Here is a 19,481-nt window from a genome sequence, read left to right as displayed (position 1 = left end):
CACTTCACATCCGCAGATGCGAGGCCCCGTTCAGGTCGAGGATCGCGCCGGACGCCCACGCGGCCTCGGCCGAGGCGAGGTAGAGCACCGCCGCCGCGACCTCTTCCGGCGTGCCGACCCGGCCGAACGGGCTCTGCCCGCGCAGGGCCTCGCCGCTCTCGCCTTCGAGCTTGATCGCGACCCGGTCCGTGGCGGTGAAACCGGGCGCGACCGAGGTCACCGCGATCCCGTGCGGGGCAAGAGCGACGGCGAGCGACTGCCCGAACGAGTGCAGCGCGGCCTTGCTCGCACCGTACGCCGGGAACTCGGGCTCGCCCTTGAAGGCGCCCCGCGAGCCGATGTTGACCACGCGGCCGGGCACGCCGCGGTCGATCATGTGCCGTGCCACGCAGTAGGTCACGTTCGCCGTGCCGAGCACGTTGACGTCGACCATCCGCCGCCAGAGCCGCTGCCAGTCCGCATAGGACACTTCGGCGACGGGATGTGCCGACGCGGGCGACGGCGCGAAGGCGGCGTTGTTCACCAGGACGTCGACCCCGCCGACCAGGTCCTCGGCCTCCTCCGCGATCCGTTGTGCCACTTCGGGATCGGAGAGATCGCCCCGGACGAGACCGTGGCCGGAACCCGGAAGCCCGCCGAACGTCCGCTCGGCGTCCTCCTGGTTCGAGGCGTAGTGGACGGCGACTCGGTCGCCCTTTTCCGCGAAAGCGCGGGCGATCGCGCGGCCGATACCGCGCGACGCCCCGGTCACCAAGACACCCACGGCCCGACCCTACGCGGGTCAGCCACCGAAGAGCTGAACCACCTTCCGGAACAGTTCGTAGACGCCGTACGCGAACGGGAGCGCGACCCACAGCCACGCGAAGACCATCAGCCCGGTGCGACGGCGTTCGGGAGCCTGTTCGGTCATCGGGCCTCACTCCTCGCGGGCTCGCCGGACGACGCCGGCTCGTGGAACTTCGGGTTGACCGGCCGTACCAGTTCGTTGGCCACGAAGCCGACGACCAGCAGGCCGATCATGATGAACAGCGACGTCGTGTAGAGGTCGGGGCCGACCTTGCCCGCCGACTTCTGGCTGTCGGCGATGGCGTTGACGATCAGCGGCCCGAGCACTCCCGCCATCGACCACGCGGTCAGCAGCCTGCCGTGGATCGCGCCCACCTGGTAGGTGCCGAAGAGGTCCTTCAGATAGGCCGGGATCGTCGCGAAGCCGCCGCCGTAGAAGGACAGGATCAGCATGGCGCACAGGACGAACACGAGCTTCGAGGCGTTGGTGGTCAGCGCGATCACGAGGTACAGCAGTGCGCCGGCGCCAAGGTAGAGCCGGTAGATGTTCTTGCGCCCCACCAGGTCCGAAGTGGACGACCAGACGAATCGGCCGAGCATGTTGGTGAGCGAGAGCAGCGCGACGAACCCGGCCGCGGCGGCGGTGCCGACCGGGGTCGAGGTCTCGCGGAAGAAGTCCGCGATCATCGGCGACGCCTTCTCCAGGATGCCGATGCCCGCGGTCACGTTGAAGCACAGGACCACCCAGAGACACCAGAACTGCGGTGTCCTGATGGCGTTGCGCGCCGACACGTTCGCGGTGGTGATCATCGCGTTGCCGTGGTCGGTCTTCGGTTCCCAGCCCTTCGGCTTCCAGCCGTCGGCGGGCACCCGGATCAGCAGGATGCCGAGTGTCATGAAGACCGCGTAGACCAGGCCGTGCACGAGGAACGCCGTGGCGACCGTCCCGATCGTCCACGGCGACGCGCCCAGCATCTGCGTCGACCACGGCGAGGCGATCAGCGCGCCGCCGCCGAAGCCCATGATCGCGATACCGGTGGCCATCCCCGGCCGGTCCGGGAACCATTTGATCAGCGTCGACACCGGCGAGATGTAGCCGATCCCGAGCCCGATGCCGCCGATCCCGCCCCAGCCGAGGACGACGAGCCAATACTGCGACGTCGCCACGCCGAGCGCGGAGAGCAGGAAGCCGGAGCTGAAGCAGACCATCGAGACGAACATCGCCCAGCGTGGCCCGTTGCGCTCGACCAGCGTGCCGCCGAACGCCGCCGACAGCCCGAGCATCACGATGCCGAGCTGGAACGGGAGCGCGCTCTGCGTGCCGGTGAGCCCGAGGGTCTTCTCCAGCGGGAGTTTGAAGACACTCCACGCGTACGCCTGCCCGATCGACAGGTGGACCGCCAGCGCGGCGGGCGGCACCAGCCAGCGGCTCCAGCCCGGCGGGGCGACAATGCGTGAACGGTCCAGGAAGCCGATGGCCATCCGGCGCCTCCGTACTCTGGGGGTGGGCACTGGGAATGTATTACTTAATACCCGGCGTTGCAGTATTCGCCTGTCGAAGGACGGGTCAGAAGGGTGGACAAGTGGGCAGGGTGACAGTGCGCCGTCCGGTGCGGAAGATCTCCGCGACCCGGGACGTGCGACGGCCCGACGCGCTGGCGGCCGAAGAGCCGCTGGAGATCCGCGTCGGCGGCAAGGCGCTCGCGGTCACCATGCGGACACCCGGCAACGACGTCGAACTGGCGCACGGGTTCTTGTTGTCCGAAGGCGTGCTCGCCTCCCGCGAGGACGTCGCGGTCGCCCGGTACTGCGACGGCGTCGACGACCAGGGCCGCAACACCTACAACGTGCTGGACATCGCGCTGGCCGAGGGCGTCGCGCCGCCGGAGACGGGCGTCGAGCGGAACTTCTACACGACGTCCTCGTGCGGTGTCTGCGGCAAGGCCGCGCTCGACGCGGTCAAGCTGAAAAGCCGGTTTTCACCGGAGAAGTCCGAGTTCGCGGTGCACACCGACGTGCTGGCGAAGCTCCCGGACACGCTGCGCGCCCACCAGAAGGTCTTCGCCAGCACCGGCGGGCTGCACGCGGCCGCCCTGTTCGACGCCGAGGGGGGCCTCGCCGTCGTCCGGGAGGACGTCGGCAGGCACAACGCCGTCGACAAGGTCCTCGGCTGGGCGTTGCAGGAGGGCCGGATCCCCGCGGCGGACGCCGGTCTGCTGGTGTCCGGCCGCGCCTCGTTCGAACTGGTGCAGAAGGCCGCCATGGCCGGGATCGGCCTGCTGGCCGCTGTTTCCGCGCCGTCGTCGCTGGCCGCGGAACTGGCCGAGGAGAACGGCATGACCCTCATCGGCTTCCTGCGGGGCGACAGCATGAACCTCTACACCGGCGAGCAGCGAGTCCTGGGGCTCGGGAGCTGAAGGGGCTTTCCCCGCGTCTTATGCCGGGTCCCGGCAAAGCTGCCCGCAACGGTCGAGCGGGGAGGATTCCGGACGGTGAACGTCCGAAATCCTCCCCGCTCGAGGGGCTCCGCAACCGGTATGTCCCCGTGACGAATAGCTGCCTGACCTGCAAGACCTCGACTTCGCCGGGACGCTGCGTCCTAGGCGGGGAAAATCCCCTCAGCTCGCCACCCAGTTCCCGTGGAAGCCGTTCGGGACTCGGTCCGGCAGGTGCACGGCACCGACGGTCTCCAGCGTCTCGGCGTCCAAAATGGTCAGATCGCTCTTCTGCGTAGCGGCGTCGTAGACGAACCCCATCAGCACGCCCTCGTCCTCGGCCGCGTCCACAGAGGACGGGACGAACACGAACTCCCCGACTTGACCGCCCTGACCGAATTCTCTCGACGCGACGGTCCCCTTCCCCAGGTCGTGCTTGTACAGAGCGCCCGAGGACGCCGCTCCGTCCCTGGTGGATATCGAGTAGCCGAAGCGGTGCCGTCGCCCGACCAGCCGCTCGTCGACGCGCGGGAACTCCTGGCCCTGGTCGTCGAGGCGTTCCTCGATGACCTTGCCCGCGGAGAGGTCGACGGTCCAGCGGTCCAGGGTCGCCGGTCCCTCGGCCGGGCCGCGCAGTTCGCTGTCGAACATCTTCGGATGCCGGACGACGTCCAGCACGATGCCGTCGCCGTCGTCGTAGGCGTTCATCGGGTGGAACACGTAGCACGGCTCGACCTCGAACCACCGGACGTCGCCGTTGCCGCCCTCCCGCGGCATGACGCCGATCCGCGCCGGGTACTTCGGGTTCCAGCGGTACGGCAGGCCCGCGTTGCCCGACATCCGCTCGCGCAGCTTCGCGCTGAACGGATCCGGCACCCTCACCTTGCCCACCAGCGCGGACAACACCAGCCGGGCGGGTGTGCGCAGGAATGGCGGCACGGACGCGGAGACGGCCTGTCCGGCGTCGAAGGTGACCGGGAGGTCGTAGAAGACGACGTGCTTCTCGGTCAGGGAGAAGTCGTGCATCATCGGCGAACCGGTGACCTCGATGTCGACCTTGCGCCGCGCGTGGCCCCGCGCGTCGATCACCGAGTACTGGACCTTGTTGCCCCAGCCGAAGAAGTACGACACGGCGTGCAGTTCGCCGGTCTCCGGGTCGCGTTTCGGGTGCGCGGTGTAGCCGCCGGGCAGGGTGCCGTCGAAATCGCAGGCGCCGACGGTGTCGAGTTCGTCGGTCAGTTCGAAACTCGAGGAGCCACCCTCGATCAGGGCGAGCGTCTTGCCGGCGTGGCCGATCACGTTCGTGTTGGCGCCCATGGACGCGGTCCCGGCCGATCCGCCTTCCCAGCGCTCTCCGAGCTTTCGCGACAACCCGGGGTTGCGCACCCAGCGGTTGCGGTACCACTCGGCGCGGCCGTCGCGCAGCCGGACGCCGTGCACCATGCCGTCGCCCATGAACCAGTGGAAGGTCGCGGGGTCCACTTCGGACAGCGGGTTCGGCCCGTTCCGGAGATAGCGCCCGTCCAGGTACTCCGGGACGTGCCCGGTGACCTCCAGTTCGGTGCTCGTGTGCTCACGGCGGACCGGAGCGAAGTTGCCTTCGAGGAACTTGTTGCCCATCACAGGCCCCCTGGATCTGATGACTACAGTGACCATAACGTGGTTATGACTACATTTATAACAGGGTTATGGAATACTGGCAAGCATGACACCGAAACCCACCGCCGCCGAGGTCAAGGCCAACCTGATCGAGGCGGCGATCCGGCTGCTCTCCGACGGCGGCCCGGAGGCGCTCCAGGCCCGCAAGCTGGCGGCCGAGATCGGCGCGTCGACCATGGCCGTCTACACCCATTTCGGCGGGATGAGCGCGCTGGTGGACGAGGTCGCGCGCGAGGGATTCCGGCGCCTGTCGGCGAATCTGGGCGAGGTCGAGGAGACCGACGACCCGGCGGCCGACATCCTCACCCTGGCGCTGGCGTACCGGCGGACCGTGGTGGACAACCCGAATCTCTACGCGGTGACCTTCGGCCAGAGCCAGCCCGACGGGCAGAAGGCCGCGCTGGGCGACATGACCAACGAGGAGACCCGCCAGAACCTCAGCGATGAGGGCATCGAGGCCTTCGATTACCTCGTCCGCGGCGCGAAGCGGGTGATCGAAGCGGGCCGGTTCCGCCCGGCCCCGGAGTTCTCCGTCGCCGCCCAGCTCTGGAGCGCCGTGCACGGCTACATCACGCTGGAGGTCGCCGGCCACTTCGGCGACGGCGAGAATGGTGTGGACCACATCTTGGTTCCCTTGGCCACCGCCCTCGGGGTCGGCCTCGGCGACGCTCTCGAGGCCGCGACCAGGTCTGCCCAGGTCTCGATCGAGGCATGGCGCGCGAAAGAGGGAAACATCGGCACCTGATCCGGCGATACCCCGGTCACAGGTCGGTGAATCGTGCAACCTTCGGGCGGGAGCGCACGTCTGACCTGGTAGAAGATCGACCGGGGGAACGGGGACGGGTGAACGACGACGACCAGGGGCAGTCGACGCTGCCGGGGGTGCATGGCGCCCGCCGCTGGCTGAGCCGTCGTTCCGTGCTGATCGCCGGCGCCTCCGGTCTCGGCGTCGCGGGACTCGCCGCCGGAACGGCCTCCGGTGCCCTGCCGTTCAGCGAAGCCCTCCAGCGGGCACTCGGCGTCGCGTCGCCGACTCCGGCCACTCAACTGGGCAGCCCGCGTGTCGAACGCGTCTACTCCGAAGCCCGCGGCCGCGAGGTCGACCTCGTGCTGATGCTGCCGACCAAGGCGCCGCCCAAGGGCCTGCCGATGTCGTTGATGCTGCACGGCCTCCACGGCACCGCGCGGCACGCGGCCCCCAGCGGACTGCTCAAGCAACTCGGCAGCGACGTCGCCCGCAAGGCGGTGCCCCCGTTCGGGTTCGTCGCGGTCGACGGCGGCGACCACTACTGGCACGAGAACCAGCCCGGCGACAACCCGATGGCGATGCTCCTCGAAGAGGTCCCCCGCTGGCTGGCCGCCCGCGGCCTCGGCGGCCGGGACGGACTGCCGTTCGCCGCCACCGGGCTTTCGATGGGCGGCTTCGGCGCGCTGCTCTACACCCGGCGACGCCTGGAACGCCGCCGCCCGCCCGCCGCGGTCGCGGCGCTCGCGCCGGCGCTGATCACGTCGTGGACGGAGATGAGCAAGCGGCGCGCGTTCCGCGACGCCGCCGACTGGGGCGCACTGGACCCGCTGCGCCACATAGATGTCACCAAGAGCGTGCCGACCGGGGTCTGGTGCGGGACCGAAGACCCGTTCATCGGCGGGGTGCGGAAATTCATCTCCGAAGCGCGGCCGATGGTCGCGCACACCGCGCGCGGCAAACACGGCGACACCTTCAACCGCACGGTGGTGCCGAGCCTGATCGCTTTTCTCGGCAAGCACGTCCCGAAGAACGCCTGACCCCGGGTCGGTCCGGTCTCGTGAGTATCCTCGGTCCGGCGGGGAGATTCGGGACGTCGAGTGTCCCCGATCCTCCGTTGATCAAGATCCGAGACCGCACGATTTCGCGACTCTCGGGCCGGTCCGGCGCAAGTCCCGAGGCCGCACGCCCGGGGTCAGACGCGGAAGTAGATCCTGGTGACGGTCGAGCCCGGCCTCCGGTACTGACGGACCAGGTCGGCGACCTGGTTCACCAGCACCAGGCCACGGCCGCCGATCTGCCCTGGCGACGCGGGACGGCGGCCCGCGAGCGGATCGCTCAGCGTCCCTTCGTCGATGACTTCGCAGAGCACGTGGTCCTCGTCGCGCCAGACACGGACGACACCGTGGCCCGAACCGTGCAGCACGCTGTTGGCGGACAGTTCCGCCACGGCGAGCACGAGATCTTCGACGCGGTCCGGGACGAGCCCGCACTCCTCGGCCCGTTCCTGCGCGAACTGGCGCACCGCGGCGAGCCTGGAGAGATCGAAACGGAACGCGTCGGCCGCCCGCGGTTCAGGTAGCGGCAGGTTGTACTTCTCGACCACGGCGTCGGGTGCGTAGTCCTCGCTTCGGTGGTCGCCGCCGGCGCCGGAGAGGGTCGGGTGGGTCCGCTCGGCGTCGGCGAGGACGTCGTCTTCGAGCCGGGCCCGGTCGTATGGGCACAGGATGCCGAGGTCGCGGTCACCGAAAGCGAAGTTGATCAATGCCTCGTGCTGCGCGCACGCCGGGTACTCGATGGCCGAGCGCTCCGCCCAGATCGGCTCGCCGATGATCCGGGCCGGTCCGGGACGGCTGTCCGCGAACGCGAGAAGCACGCAGGGAAGGATGCGGCCCGGGTTGCGGCCCGCTTCGGACATGTCGATGAGTTCGACCTCGGCGGCCGAATCGCCCAGGGCTTCTTCGATGAGCGTCAGGTTCCGGCCCGGCACGGCCACCGCGACGGACTCGTCGAGCTTCAGGCCCTCCAGGATGTACGGAATCGTACCGTCCAGGTACTCGGAGTCACCGGAGTAGAGCAGGCCCACATGGGAGAAGAGCCCAGGGGTGACTGTCACGGACTCGTCTTACCCCGTCTTGGCGATTCTGAAACCCTGCTAACGGAGGAAAATCCGAAAACGGTCCCGGGCCGATCAGCTGAGCCAGCGTCCCGCCATCGAGATCAACCAGAAGCCGACAAGCGTCGCACCGGTGAACAACCCGGTCCACCTGACGAGCGCGTTGTTCGCGTCCGCGCCTCGCGCCGCCTTGATCCGGATGAGCGCGTACGCCGAAACGGCGAACAACGGCAGCGGGATCAGCGGCAGCGGCGACAACCGGACCACCCCGGCCACCAGGCAGGTCGCCACCAGCACGCCCAGCGCGATCGTCAGCGCGCGCGGAAGCCACGCATGACGGCGATAGGCCCCGATGACGATGCGCTCGGTGAGTTCGACGAGTCCCCTGACCTCGCGTGGACTCGCGGCCGCCAGTTCGGGAGCCTCGTTCTCGTCCTTCGTGGGAGTCAGCGGCACCGTCACATCCTATCTCGGTCCGGTCCCCGGCCGGACCGGACTGTGTTTCTCAAAGCGCGCTATCGGATTTCCGCAGCCGCGCCGCGGCATCAACCGGTCTCGCCCACCGGTCGACCTCCGGTCGAGAGACACGCCGCGGACCGGAGAAAGCGATGCCCCGGCCGGAAACTTCCGGCCGGGGCATCGCTTTTCGCATGAGCCGCTCAGGCGGACTTCTCGCCTCGCTCGCTGCTGCGACGGCGTGACGGCTGACGCGCCACGATCGTCGGGTTCACGTTCTCGCGGACGGTCTGCTCGGTGATGACGACCTTCGCGACGTCGTCGCGGCTGGGGATGTCGTACATGACCGGCTGCAGGACCTCTTCCATGATCGCGCGCAGGCCACGGGCGCCGGTGCCGCGGAGCACGGCCTGGTCGGCGATGGCCTCGAGCGCGGTCTTGGTGAACTCCAGCTCGACGTTGTCCATCTCGAAGAGCTTCTTGTACTGCTTCACCAGCGCGTTGCGCGGCGTGGTGAGGATGCTGACCAGCGAGTCCTTGTCCAGGTGGGTCACCGTCGCCACGACCGGGAGGCGGCCGATGAACTCGGGGATCAACCCGAACTTGATCAGGTCCTCCGGCATGGTGTCGGAGAAGATGTCGCTCTCGTCGATCTCGGCCTTGGTGCGGATCTCCGCGCCGAAACCGAGGCCGCGCTTGCCGACCCGCTCGTTGATGATCTTCTCCAGCCCGGCGAACGCGCCGGCCACGATGAACAGCACGTTCGTCGTGTCGATCTGGATGAACTCCTGGTGCGGATGCTTGCGGCCGCCCTGCGGCGGCACCGACGCCGTGGTGCCCTCGAGGATCTTCAGCAGCGCCTGCTGCACACCCTCGCCGGACACGTCACGGGTGATCGACGGGTTTTCCGACTTCCGGGCGATCTTGTCGACCTCGTCGATGTAGATGATGCCCGTCTCGGCCCGCTTGACGTCGTAGTCCGCCGCCTGGATCAGCTTGAGCAGGATGTTCTCGACGTCCTCGCCGACGTACCCGGCCTCGGTGAGCGCCGTGGCGTCCGCGATCGCGAACGGGACGTTCAGCATCTTCGCCAGGGTCTGCGCGAGGTAGGTCTTGCCGCAGCCCGTCGGGCCCAGCATCAGGATGTTGGACTTCGCCAGTTCGACGGTTTCGTCCTTGGAGTCCTTCGGCCCGGCCTTGTCGTCGGACTGCACACGCTTGTAGTGGTTGTACACCGCCACGGCCAGCGAACGCTTCGCGTCGTCCTGACCGATGATGTACTGCTCGAGGAATTCGTGGATCTCGGCGGGTTTGGGCAGCTCGTCGAGCTTGACCTCACCGGCTTCGGCCAGTTCTTCCTCGATGATCTCGTTGCAGAGATCGATGCACTCATCGCAGATGTAGACCCCGGGGCCGGCAATGAGCTTCTTCACCTGCTTTTGGCTCTTGCCGCAGAAAGAACATTTCAGCAGGTCGCCGCCGTCACCGATCCGTGCCATGGCCGTTGACCTCGTCCCCTCCGGCGCGATGTCGCGCCTGACTGTCTTACCGCCCCGGTCACGGATGACCGCTCGGAGCCTCACACACTGCCACTGACGGTACCCGCCCGATGCCGCCGACGGGAGAACCAACGTCACATCTGAGCACGCCAGAAGCTGACCATAGACCAGGGGTCCGGTGCGTGTCGTCTCCCGACACGCACCGGTCCGGCCACGATCAGCTACTCGACGCCTTGCGGTACTCGAGGACCTCGTCGACGATCCCGTACGCCTTGGCCTCGTCGGCCGTCAGGATCTTGTCGCGCTCGATGTCCTTCTTGACCTCGTCGGCGTCCTTGTTCGTGTGCTTCGCCAGGATGACCTCCATCTGGCGCCGCACCCGCTGGATCTCGTTGGCCTGGATCTCCAGGTCCGACACCTGGCCGTAGGTGCCCTCGGTGGCGGGCTGGTGGATCAGCACACGCGAGTTCGGCAGGGTGAACCGCTTGCCGGGGGTACCGGCCGCCAGCAGTACCGCGGCGGCCGAAGCGGCCTGGCCGATGCACATGGTGACGATGTCGGGGCGGACGTACTGCATCGTGTCGTAGATCGCCATCAGCGCGGTGAACGAGCCACCGGGCGAGTTGATCAGGATCATGATGTCGCGGTCCGGGTCCTCGTGCTCGAGGTGCAGCAGCTGGACCATCACGTCGTTCGCCGACGCGTCGTCGATCTGCACGCCGAGCATGATCTGACGCTCTTCGTAGAGCTTGTTGTACGGGTTCGATTCCTTGATGCCGTAGCTCGTGCGCTCGACATAGGAGGGCAGGACGTACCGCGACTGCGGCAGCTGGAGCCGCGACTGCGTCCCCGGCGCCTGCGACCCGATCGGAAGCTGGAAGTTGCTCATGGGAATTCTCCTGTGTGCCGGCGCGGATCAGCTGTTGGGAAGCGGGTTCTCGCGCGTGAGGACCTGGTCCACGAAGCCGTAGTCCTTCGCCTCCTGCGCGGTGAACCAGCGGTCACGGTCGCCGTCCTTGACGATCTGCTCGACGGTCTGGCCGGTCTGCTCGGCCGTGATCTTGGCCAGCTCCTGCTTCCACTTGCCGAACACCTCGGCCTGGATCGCGATGTCGGAGGCCGTGCCGCCGACACCCGCCGAGGGCTGGTGCATGAGGATGCGCGCGTGCTGCAGCGCGTACCGCTTGCCGGGCGTGCCGGAAGACAGCAGGAACTGCCCCATCGACGCCGCCAGGCCCATCGCGTAGGTCGCGACGTCCGGGCGGATCAGCTGCATGGTGTCGTAGATGGCGAAGCCCGCGGTGACCGAGCCACCCGGCGAGTTGATGTAGAAGCGGATGTCCGACTCGGAGTCGTCTGCGTCGAGCAGCAACAACTGGGCGGTGATCCGGTTCGCGACCTCGTCGTTGACCTCGGAGCCGAGGACGACGATGCGCTCCTGGAGCAACCGCTCGAAGACCGAGTCGGTGAGGTTGAGCCCTGCGGTACCGGTCCGCGCCTCGGGCGTGTGCTGCGTCACGTCTGCCTGCCTTTTCCGCCGACGACGGCCTGCCGTACCTCGGCCGCCGCTCTATGTCCAGATGCTGTGCTGTGTCCAGATGCTGAAGATCTTGCAACCGACCCTAACGAACTTGGGCGGTGCAGAATGCCTGACACCGCCCAAGTTCGCTTACAGCTTTACGGTCCGCTTCGAGCGGGCCGCGTATTCCCTACTCGGCCGCAGTCTTCGCGGTCTCCTCGGTGACCTGCGTCTCCTCGGGTGCGGGGCCGAAAAGCTCCTCGAGGTCGACGGCGGTGCCGGACGCGTCGGTCACGGTGGTCTTGCGGACCACGGTGGCCAGCGCCTTGCCGCGGCGGACGTCGGCGTAGATCGCGGTCAGCTGACCGGACTGCTGCGCCCGCTGGACGTACTCGTCCGGGCTGACGCCGAAGCGCTGCGCCTGGTAGATGATCCGCTCGGTGAGCTCGCCGTCGTTGACCGACGTCTGCTCGGCGTCGGCGATGCTGTCCAGCAGCAGCTGGGTGCGGACCGCCTTCTCCGCTTCCTCGCGGACCTCGGTGTCGAACTCTTCGAGAGACTTGCCCTCGGCCTCGAGCGCCTTGGCGAACTGCGCCTCGTCGTGGTCGAACGGGTGGATCGCGTCGTGCTTGCGGTTCTCGATCTCGGCTTCGAGGACCTTCTCCGGGATCGCGACCTCGGTGCGCTCGAGCAGCTCCTCGAGGACCTTGTCGCGGGCCTGGACGCCCTGCTGCATCTTCTTGACGCGGCCGAGGCGCTCGCGAAGGTCGCCCTTCAGCTCGTCGATCGTGTCGAACTCGCTCGCCATCTGGGCGAACTCGTCGTCCGCCTCGGGCAGCTCACGCTGCTTGATGGTCTGCACGGTGACGGTGACGTCGGCGTCCTTGCCCGCGTGCTCGCCGGCGACCAGCTTCGTGGTGAAGGTCTTGGTCTCGCCCGCGTTCGCGCCGATGATCGCCTCGTCGATTCCGTCGACGAGCTGGCCGGAGCCGATCTCGTAGGACAGGCCGGTGGTCGAGGCGTCCTCGACCTCCTGGCCGTCGACGGTGGCCGCGAGGTCGATCGAGACGAAGTCGCCGTTCTCGGCCGCGCGCTCGACACCGGTCAGGGTGCCGAAGCGGGCACGCAGCTCGTCGAGCTGCTCGTCGATCTCGGCGTCGGTCAGGTCGACGTCGTCGACGCTGACCGCGAAGCCCTCGAGGTCGGGCAGCGAGATCTCCGGGCGGATGTCGACTTCGGCGGTGAACTCCAGGATCTCACGGTCCTCGAGCTTGGTCACCTCGAACTCGGGCTGGCCCAGCGTGCGGACCTCGCCCGCGCGCACGGCCTCCATGTACTTGGCCGGAATGACCTCGTTGACGACCTCGTCGAGCACCGGGGCTCGCCCGATCCGGCTTTCCAGCACGCGAGCCGGCGCCTTGCCCGGACGGAAGCCGGGGATGCGCACCTGCTGGGCGATCTTGCGGTAGGCGCGGTCGAAGTTCGGCTTGAGCTCGTCGAACGGCACCTCGACATTGATCTTGACTCGCGTCGGGCTGAGCTGCTCGACGGTGCTCTTCAACGTATTCTCCTCGAGCGGTAAACGATGTGATTGAGCATCCGCATGCGGTCGACAGCGGATGTGCCCTGGCCAGCTTGCAGACCGGGCCGTCCGAGTCTAGGCCGTGTCCTGTGGGTCTGTTCGATGGGGTTCGTGATCCAGGTGGTTCCTGGCGGTGCGGGCGGATCGCCGTCCGGCCGGGGTCGCACTCGGGCGCGTCCGCCCGTGCCGTCAAGGACCGCCTGGACGCGCAGACCGCGAACAGGCTCGCAGACCGGTTTCGGGAGCCGTCCGGTGAACAGCACGCGGGTCACCCGATCGGACCAGTTTTCGGTGCTTCTCTGTCACGAAGCCGCCCAGTCCTGGACACGGATGCGTGCCACGCTTCACCATCGGGCGCCGTGACGAGGCCTTTCAGCAGGTCGTTGAAGTTTACAAACCAGTACCAGTTGTCTACGGTGTGACAGCTTGTCCCGGTAGCCATCGCCGGAGGGGACCGATCGATGACCGTCGCCGCCACCCGGTCCGAGGGCACGGGGGATCTGGCCGGAAGACCGGCGGGACGTGGTCTGCCCAATCCGAGGATCCCGCTTCCGGTGGTCTCGGTGCCGGCGATCCTGCTGTTCCTCGGCGGGGTCATGGTCTGGGTGGGCGCCACCTGGCTGGTCGTCGACGACGCGGGGCCGCTGTGGCTGACCATCCCGCTGCACGCGCTGGTCACCTTCACGATGTTCACCGTGCTGCACGAGTCGACGCATCACGCGGCCGGACAGCTCACCTGGGTCAACGAACTGCTCGGCAGGCTCGCGATGCCGTTCGTGGCCGCCTACGGCTCCTTTCCCCTGGTGCGCTACATCCATCTGGAGCACCACCGCAACACCAACGAGGACGCCTACACCGATCCCGACGCCTGGACCGCGCACGGCCCGTGGTGGCAACTGCCGCTGCGGTGGCTGACCATCGACTTCTGGTACGCCCGGTTCTACGTGGCTCGGCAGCGCACGCGGCCGCCGTCGGAACGGATCGAGACCGCGGCCGTGGTCGCGCTGACCCTCGCCGCGTTCGCCTGGCTGATCGCGTCCGGTCACGGCTGGGAACCGCTGGTGGTCTACCTGATCCCGCAGCGCCTCGGCCTTGCCGTGCTGGCCTGGTGGTTCGACTGGCTCCCGCATCACGACCTCGGCGCGCGGCGGCAGAACCGGTTCGGCGCCACCCGCGTCCGCGTCGGGCTCGAATGGCTGATGACGCCGATCATGCTGTGCCAGAACTATCATCTGGTGCACCATCTCCACCCGGCGATCCCGTTCTACCGGTACTTGCGTGCTTGGAAGGACAATCGCGACGCCTATCTCGCCAGGGACGTCCCGATCGCGACCGCGTGGGGCCGTGAACTGACATCTTCGGAGTACCGCGAATGGCGTCAGCTCACCGGCGCGTTCGACGAGGAGCCGCCCGCTCCCCTTCCCCGGCAGCCGAGCCTGTTCCACTCGCTGCGGGTCGCCGAGGTCCGGCCGTTGTGCGAGGGCGCCGTCACCGTGACGTTCGACGTGCCGGAGCGGCTGCGGGAGACCTTCCGGTTCACTCCCGGCCAGCACCTCGTGATCCGCGCCGAAGTCGACGGTGAAGAGGTGCGGCGGGCCTACTCGATCTGCTCGACGCCGGACTCCGGGCAGCTGCGGATCGCGATCAAGCACCAGATCGGCGGCGCGTTCTCGACGTTCGCGACCACCGAACTGGCGGCGGGCGACGTACTGGAGGTACTGCCGCCCGACGGCGCGTTCACCCTGGCCCCGGCGCGAGGCCGCGGCGGCCGGTACGTCGCGCTCGCCGCGGGCAGCGGGATCACGCCGATCCTGTCGATCCTGACCACGACGCTGCTGAACGAGCCGAACAGCAAGGCGACCTTGCTGTACGTCAACACCTCCGGCGCCGGCACGATGTTCGCCACCGAACTCGGCGCGCTCGCCGCGAAACTGGGCGGACGGTTGCACGTCGTGCACTACCGCACCGACGAACGCGACCCGGACCTGCGCCCGCAACGGACCGAGAAGCCGTTCGACACCGTCGGCGAAGCGCTGGCGATCTCGCACGAGCGCTACCAGCGCGGCCGCCTCGACGGCACCCGCCTCCGCGCGCTGCTCCAGGCGCGGCTGCACCCGGCGAAGGTGAACGACTGGTTCCTGTGCGGCCCGCGTGAACTGGTCGACATGGCCCGCCGGACGCTGGCGGACAAGGACGTCCCCGAGGAGAACGTCCACTTCGAACTGTTCCAGGGCGCGCTTCCCGTCCGCCCCTCGAGGCGACCGGGCCCGGTGCTGACGGTGACCGCCGGTGGCAAGACCGCCCAAATCCCCGCGACAGTGGGCGAAACGGTGCTCAGCGCCGCGCTGCGGCATGGCGTCGACGCGCCGTACGCGTGCGTCGGCGGGGCTTGCGGGACGTGCCGGGCGACGGTGGTGCGAGGCAGCGCGCGGATGGACGTGCACTACGCGCTCGGGGACGAGGAGGTCTCGGCGGGGCAGATCCTGACGTGCCGGGCGGTGGCGACCTCGCCCGAACTTTCGGTGGATTACGACCGCTGAAGCCCTTCGCGCGGCCAATGGGTCTCGACGAGTCGATCGTGTAGACCTTGCCGGTTCGTCGTTGACCCCACCGTCGGCATCCCGCCTGTGCCGCGCGTCAGACGTTTCTGTGACCCACGTGCACAGCGGGCTCACAGGCGGGACACAACGCGCGCCTACGACCGCGGCGCACGCTCGACGGCATGGCATCCGGATCGGTCCCGACCACCGGCCCGCGCCGGTGGTACCGGCCCGGGCGGCTTTCCCTGCGCACCAGGCTGACCGGCTCGATGGTGCTGTTGCTCGCTTTCGTCTGCCTGGTGATCGGCGTCGCCAGCGAGAGCGCGCTGCGGTCGTTCCTCACCGACCGGATCGACGGCCAGCTCTCGGCCGCGTCGGACCGCGCCCACGATTTCGCGAACCGGCCGCCGGACGACTCGCCCGGCTTCGGTCCCGATCCGCTCAACGCGCCGGGCCAGGCGTCGGGGACGTTGAGCATGCGCTTCTCCGGGGAACGAGTGCTCTACGCGGGAGTCCTCACGGTTCAAGGTCTTCCCCAGGAGCTGTCGTCCGAACAGGAGTCCGGCCTGCTCGCCATCCCGGCGGACCGGCGGCCGATGACGATGAAGCTGGGCGGTCTTGGCGACTACCGGGTGCAGGCCGTCTCGATCCCCGGCGGGGTCGTCGTCACGGGTCTCCCTCTCGAGCCGGTGCAGGACACGCTGACGACGGTCGGGTGGATCCTTTTCGGGGTCGCGGCGGCAGGCGTCGCGGGCGCGGGGTTCCTCGGCGCGTTCGCGGTCCGGCGCACCTTGCGGCCGCTCGACCGGGTCGCGGCGACCGCGGGGCGGGTGTCGGCGATGCGGCTTGACCGCGGGCACGTCGCGCTTTCCGTGCGGGTGCCCGAGGCCGACACCGATCCGCGCACCGAGGTCGGCCAGGTCGGTTCGGCGCTGAACCTCATGCTCGGCCATATCGCGCAGGCGCTGGAAGCCCGGCACACCAGTGAAACCCGCGTCCGCCGGTTCGTCGCGGACGCCAGCCACGAACTCCGCACCCCGCTCGCGGCGATCCGCGGGTACGCCGAACTCGCCGGCCGCGGCAGCGCGCTGGTGCCGCCGGACGTCGCGCGTTCGATGTACCGCATCCAGTCCGAGGCCGCCCGGATGACGACGCTGGTCGAGGATCTCCTGCTGCTGGCGAGGCTCGACGCCGGATGGCCGCTCGAAGCGGGTGTCGCCGACCTCACCCGGCTGACCGCGGACGCCGTCGGCGACGCGCATGTCGCGGGTCCGGACCACCGCTGGGAACTGCGGCTCCCGGACGGGCCGCTGACCGTCCCCGGCGACGTCCGGCGCCTGCACCAGGTCCTGGCGAACCTGCTGTCCAACGCGCGCACGCACACCCCGCCGGGCACCACGGTGATCACCGCGCTGAGCCGCTCCCACACCGGGGCCGCGGTGCTGACCGTGACCGACAACGGCCCCGGCATCGCGCCGGAACTCCTGCCGAGCGTCTTCGAACGCTTCGCCCGCGGCGACTCCTCGCGGTCCCGCACCGCGGGCAGCACCGGTCTCGGGATGGCCATCGCGTCGGCGATCGTGGTGGCCCACCGCGGCACCATCGAGGCGCACAGCCGTCCGGGGCGCACCGAATTCGCCGTATCCCTGCCGGTGATCGAGTCCTCACAGCGGGTGCACAGCTTCGGCACAACCACCCCCCAGGTCGGCACTCGACCCTGAACCCATGATCCTCCTCGCCTCTCGCGATGGCGCCGAATACACAGCAGACACCGAAGACACCGAAGACGCCGCGACGGCGAAACAGCCGTCCGACCCACGCTGGGTCCGGCCTTCCGTCGCCGCGCTCCTGCTCGCGACCGCCGTCCTGTATCTCTGGAACCTCGGCGAATCCGGCTGGGCCAACGCTTTCTACTCGGCGGCGGCGCAGGCCGGATCGCTGAGCTGGAAGGCGTTGTTCTTCGGATCGAGCGACGCCGCGAACGCGATCACCGTCGACAAGACACCGGCCGCGTTGTGGGTGATGAGTCTTTCCGCGCGCCTGTTCGGCGTCAACGCCTGGAGCATCCTCGTTCCACAGGCGCTGATGGGCGTCGGCTCGGTGGCCCTGCTGTACGCCGCGGTGCGCCGGACGTCCGGCCCGGCCGCGGGCCTGCTGGCGGGCGCCGTCCTCGCGCTCACCCCCGCCGCCGCGCTGATGTTCCGGTTCAACAACCCCGACTCCCTGCTCGTCCTCCTCCTGGTCGCGGGCGCGTACTGCGTCGTCCGCGCGCTGGAGAAGGCGAGTCCGCGCTGGCTGGCACTGGCCGGGGTCGCCGTCGGGTTCGGCTTCCTCGCCAAGATGCTGCAAGCGTTCCTGGTGCTGCCCGCGTTCGGGCTCGCCTACCTGATCGCCGCGCCGACGTCGCTGGGCAAACGCCTGTCGCACCTGTGCGGCGCTTTGATCGCGACGATCGTCGCGGCGGGCTGGTACCTCGCCGTCGTCGCCTGGTGGCCCGCCGCCGACCGGCCGTACATCGGCGGCTCGCAGGAGAACAGCCTGTGGGAACTCGCCTTCGGCTACAACGGTTTCGGCCGCCTCACCGGCGACGAGGTCGGCAGTGTCGGCGGAAGCCCCAACGGTGGCTGGGGCGGCACGGGCTGGGACCGGTTGTTCGGCGGCGAAATGGCGGGCGGGATCGCCTGGCTGCTCCCGGCCGCCGTCGTCGCGCTGGCCGCCGGGCTGTGGTTCACCCGCCGTGCCCCGCGCACCGATCGCGGCCGTGCGGCACTGATCGTCTGGGGCGGCTGGTTCCTCGTGACCGCCGTGGTGTTCAGCTACATGGGCGGCATCATCCACGCCTACTACCTGATCGCGCTGGCCCCGGCGATCGCCGCACTCGTCGGGATCGCGGGTACCCAGTTGTGGCGTGCCAGGGGGAATCCGGCCGCCGCGGGCACCTTGAGCGCGGGGATCGGCCTGACCGCCCTGACCGCGTATCTCCTGCTGTCACGGCAATCCGACTGGCTGCCGGGACTGTCGATCGCGATCCTCGTGGCCGGTCTCCTGTGCGCGATCCTGGTCTTCTTCGCCGCACGGCTACCTGGTGCCGTGCGGCGTCCGGTCGCCGTCGGCGCGCTGATCACCGTTCTCACCGGCACCGGCGCGTACACGGTCGCGACCGCGGCCACCCCGCATACCGGCGCGCTCCCGTCGGCGGGCCCCGAGACGGGCCGGGGAGTACGCATGGGCGGCCCGGGCGGCCTGCTGGGGACGAGCCCGCCCGGTGAGAACCTCGCCGCACTCTTGCGGCAGGACAGCGCGAACTACAGGTGGACGGCCGCGACGGTGGGCTCCAACAACGCGGCGGGCCATCAGCTCGGCGGCGGGGCGCCGGTGATGGCCGTCGGTGGGTTCAACGGCACGGATCCGGCTCCCACGCTGGAACGGTTCCAGGAGTATGTCCGAAGTGGACAGATACACTACTTCCTCGGCGAGGGCATGATGATGCGCGGTGAGACCGGTAGCGATGCCGCCGAACGCATCGCCGCCTGGGTCGTGGAGACCTACTCACCGACCACTGTGGACGGTGTCACCGTCTACGACCTGAGCCGGTGAATCCCGTGACGGAACACAGCGACGGCACAGGCGGGGCACAAGGCGGACTCAGCGCGATGGCCGAGATTGACGGTATGACAGCCGCGATCCTCCCCGGCGCCGACACCGGCCGCCGCCCCGCCATCGCCCCGACCGGCTCCCCCGTTCTCGACGTCGTCATCCCGGTCTACAACGAGGAAACCGACCTCGAACCGTGCGTCCGGCGACTGCACGACCACCTCGTGGAGCAGTTCCCGTACCCGTTCCGGATCACCGTCGCCGACAACGCCAGCACCGACGGCACCCTGCGCGTCGCCGAACGGCTGAGCCGCGAGTTCGACGACGTCGAAGTCCGCCACCTGGACGAAAAGGGGCGCGGCCGCGCGCTTCGCGCCGTTTGGTCCACTTCGGACGCTCCGGTGCTGGCCTACATGGACGTCGACCTCTCGACCGATCTGGCCGCCCTCGGTCCCCTTGTCGCACCGCTGCTGTCCGGGCATTCCGACCTCGCCATCGGCAGCAGGCTCGCCCGCGGCGCGCGGGTGGTGCGCGGACCGAAACGGGAACT

General features: G+C 69.0%; 17 protein-coding genes. 7 read left to right on the top strand and 10 right to left on the bottom strand.

Features of this window, described 5'->3' with window-relative positions; genetic code table 11:
* Positions 1-4: 4 nt before the first annotated feature.
* Genes BS329_RS33325 through BS329_RS33320 form a run of 3 tightly spaced genes read right to left on the bottom strand, consistent with a single transcriptional unit; the run spans position 5 to position 2,268 of the window.
* Positions 5-763, bottom strand: a complete 759-nt coding sequence (locus BS329_RS33325) for an SDR family NAD(P)-dependent oxidoreductase (protein WP_208619315.1) — start codon at positions 761-763, stop codon at positions 5-7.
* An 18-nt stretch (positions 764-781) separates the two neighbouring features.
* A complete protein-coding gene (locus BS329_RS45255; protein WP_255355414.1) occupies positions 782-910 on the bottom strand; it encodes an MFS transporter small subunit in 129 nt (42 codons plus the stop codon).
* Positions 907-2,268: an L-lactate MFS transporter gene (locus BS329_RS33320; RefSeq protein ID WP_076166133.1), complete on the bottom strand. Its 1,362-nt coding sequence runs from the start codon at positions 2,266-2,268 to the stop codon at positions 907-909. Before BS329_RS33320 ends, BS329_RS45255 begins: the two co-directional genes overlap by 4 nt.
* 101 nt (positions 2,269-2,369) lie before the next feature.
* Between BS329_RS33320 and fdhD the strand changes: the two genes are divergently transcribed.
* Positions 2,370-3,203, top strand: a complete 834-nt coding sequence (gene fdhD / locus BS329_RS33315; RefSeq protein ID WP_076166130.1) for a formate dehydrogenase accessory sulfurtransferase FdhD — start codon at positions 2,370-2,372, stop codon at positions 3,201-3,203.
* Positions 3,204-3,404: 201 nt separating this feature from the next.
* On the opposite strand, the gene BS329_RS33310 is transcribed toward fdhD, so the two are convergent.
* Positions 3,405-4,841, bottom strand: coding sequence for a carotenoid oxygenase family protein (locus BS329_RS33310; protein ID WP_076166127.1), 1,437 nt, complete (start codon positions 4,839-4,841; stop codon positions 3,405-3,407).
* Between the two features lie 85 nt (positions 4,842-4,926).
* Between BS329_RS33310 and BS329_RS33305 the strand changes: the two genes are divergently transcribed.
* Both BS329_RS33305 and BS329_RS33300 read left to right on the top strand, forming a co-directional pair.
* The gene (locus BS329_RS33305) at positions 4,927-5,625 is read left to right on the top strand and encodes a TetR/AcrR family transcriptional regulator (protein WP_076166124.1); all 699 of its coding nucleotides are present in this window, start codon (positions 4,927-4,929) and stop codon (positions 5,623-5,625) included.
* 98 nt (positions 5,626-5,723) lie between these two features.
* Positions 5,724-6,665, top strand: coding sequence for an alpha/beta hydrolase-fold protein (locus BS329_RS33300; RefSeq protein WP_076166121.1), 942 nt, complete (start codon positions 5,724-5,726; stop codon positions 6,663-6,665).
* A 155-nt stretch (positions 6,666-6,820) separates the two neighbouring features.
* Here the strand turns inward: BS329_RS33300 and BS329_RS33295 are convergent, their stop codons facing one another.
* The 6 genes from BS329_RS33295 to tig form a co-directional block, all read right to left on the bottom strand.
* The gene (locus tag BS329_RS33295) at positions 6,821-7,741 is read right to left on the bottom strand and encodes an anti-sigma factor RsbA family regulatory protein (RefSeq protein ID WP_279628226.1); all 921 of its coding nucleotides are present in this window, start codon (positions 7,739-7,741) and stop codon (positions 6,821-6,823) included.
* 75 nt (positions 7,742-7,816) lie between these two features.
* Positions 7,817-8,197, bottom strand: a complete 381-nt coding sequence (locus tag BS329_RS33290; RefSeq protein WP_076166623.1) for a hypothetical protein — start codon at positions 8,195-8,197, stop codon at positions 7,817-7,819.
* A gap of 203 nt (positions 8,198-8,400) precedes the next feature.
* The gene (gene clpX, locus BS329_RS33285) at positions 8,401-9,696 is read right to left on the bottom strand and encodes an ATP-dependent Clp protease ATP-binding subunit ClpX (RefSeq protein ID WP_016332355.1); all 1,296 of its coding nucleotides are present in this window, start codon (positions 9,694-9,696) and stop codon (positions 8,401-8,403) included.
* A 217-nt stretch (positions 9,697-9,913) separates the two neighbouring features.
* Entirely contained in the window at positions 9,914-10,585 is a 672-nt protein-coding gene (locus BS329_RS33280) for an ATP-dependent Clp protease proteolytic subunit (protein WP_076166116.1), read from the bottom strand.
* Between the two features lie 27 nt (positions 10,586-10,612).
* Positions 10,613-11,215 (bottom strand): ClpP family protease, encoded by a 603-nt coding sequence (locus BS329_RS33275; RefSeq protein WP_076166113.1) that lies wholly within the window; start codon positions 11,213-11,215, stop codon positions 10,613-10,615.
* A gap of 190 nt (positions 11,216-11,405) precedes the next feature.
* Entirely contained in the window at positions 11,406-12,776 is a 1,371-nt protein-coding gene (gene tig / locus BS329_RS33270) for a trigger factor (protein ID WP_076166110.1), read from the bottom strand.
* Between the two features lie 548 nt (positions 12,777-13,324).
* Between tig and BS329_RS33265 the strand changes: the two genes are divergently transcribed.
* From BS329_RS33265 to BS329_RS44855, 4 genes are all read left to right on the top strand, one after another.
* A complete protein-coding gene (locus BS329_RS33265) occupies positions 13,325-15,337 on the top strand; it encodes a fatty acid desaturase (protein WP_076166620.1) in 2,013 nt (670 codons plus the stop codon).
* A gap of 182 nt (positions 15,338-15,519) precedes the next feature.
* A complete protein-coding gene (locus BS329_RS33260; protein WP_076166107.1) occupies positions 15,520-17,058 on the top strand; it encodes a sensor histidine kinase in 1,539 nt (512 codons plus the stop codon).
* 4 nt (positions 17,059-17,062) lie between these two features.
* Positions 17,063-18,934 carry an ArnT family glycosyltransferase gene (locus tag BS329_RS33255; RefSeq protein WP_084750501.1) on the top strand — a complete coding sequence of 624 codons (1,872 nt, stop codon included), beginning with the start codon at positions 17,063-17,065 and terminating at the stop codon, positions 18,932-18,934.
* Positions 18,935-19,008: 74 nt separating this feature from the next.
* On the top strand, positions 19,009-19,481 hold a 473-nt coding region (locus BS329_RS44855; protein ID WP_244197408.1), incomplete at its 3' end, for a glycosyltransferase.

This window comes from Amycolatopsis coloradensis (assembly GCF_001953865.1).
Taxonomy (GTDB): Bacteria; Actinomycetota; Actinomycetes; order Mycobacteriales; family Pseudonocardiaceae; genus Amycolatopsis; species Amycolatopsis coloradensis.
Note: the sequence above shows the minus strand (reverse complement) of the source record. Positions and strands in the feature narration are given on the sequence as shown.